Here is a 586-nt window from a genome sequence, read left to right as displayed (position 1 = left end):
GGGGCGGAATCCGCATTATGGTTTTGCTGGGCGAAGCGGATCTACCGTGGCTCTGAAGAACCCCGACGCTATTGCGGCAGTCGTGACTGCGCTGCGGCTTACTTACGGCGACGAAACGGCACGAGCCATGCTGGTCGGCGGCATGAGCCTGGCCGCGCTGATAGAGGCGATGTTCTCCGCCTCGGTTGAGCGACGCGATGCCGTTCGATACGTTGCGTCTGCCTTGGACGACTTCGCCATCTCGCCGGAACCCGGCCCCGTCTGGCACCTTCGCTACGTTTACGAAAGTCATGGCTCGTTTCGTGTTGTCGATATGGAGATTGCGACCCCGACCGGCACACTGTCCAGTAAAGACGTCTGGCTTCGTCTGCCCGTCTAGCTACCTCGCCACCTCTGCGATGTGGCCGGTGCTGTCGACGATTAGCGAGCGCGCGGTGCCTTCCTTGACGGCCTTGTAGGTCTTTATCTTTCCGGCTGGTAGTTCCTGGATGTGGGAATAGCCGGCGGCGCGAAGCTTGGCGATGATCTCCTCCGACGTCAGGCTGAGCGCGGACGAGGATCCCCAGACCAGTACGAGGGCAGCCAT

At 61.4% G+C, this 586-nt stretch carries 2 protein-coding genes; one reads left to right on the top strand and one right to left on the bottom strand.

The genetic code is table 11. The annotated features are described in order from the left end of the window. Positions 1-46 precede the first annotated feature (46 nt). Positions 47-379, top strand: a complete 333-nt coding sequence (locus tag AC0L3S_RS39130) for a hypothetical protein (protein WP_007604755.1) — start codon at positions 47-49, stop codon at positions 377-379. Here AC0L3S_RS39130 and AC0L3S_RS39125 read toward each other — a convergent pair. Beyond that, a partial coding sequence (locus tag AC0L3S_RS39125; RefSeq protein WP_106946763.1) for a hypothetical protein occupies positions 380-586 on the bottom strand: 207 nt, incomplete at its 5' end.

It is taken from the genome of Bradyrhizobium sp. Ken01, assembly GCF_055807355.1.
Note: the sequence above shows the minus strand (reverse complement) of the source record. Positions and strands in the feature narration are given on the sequence as shown.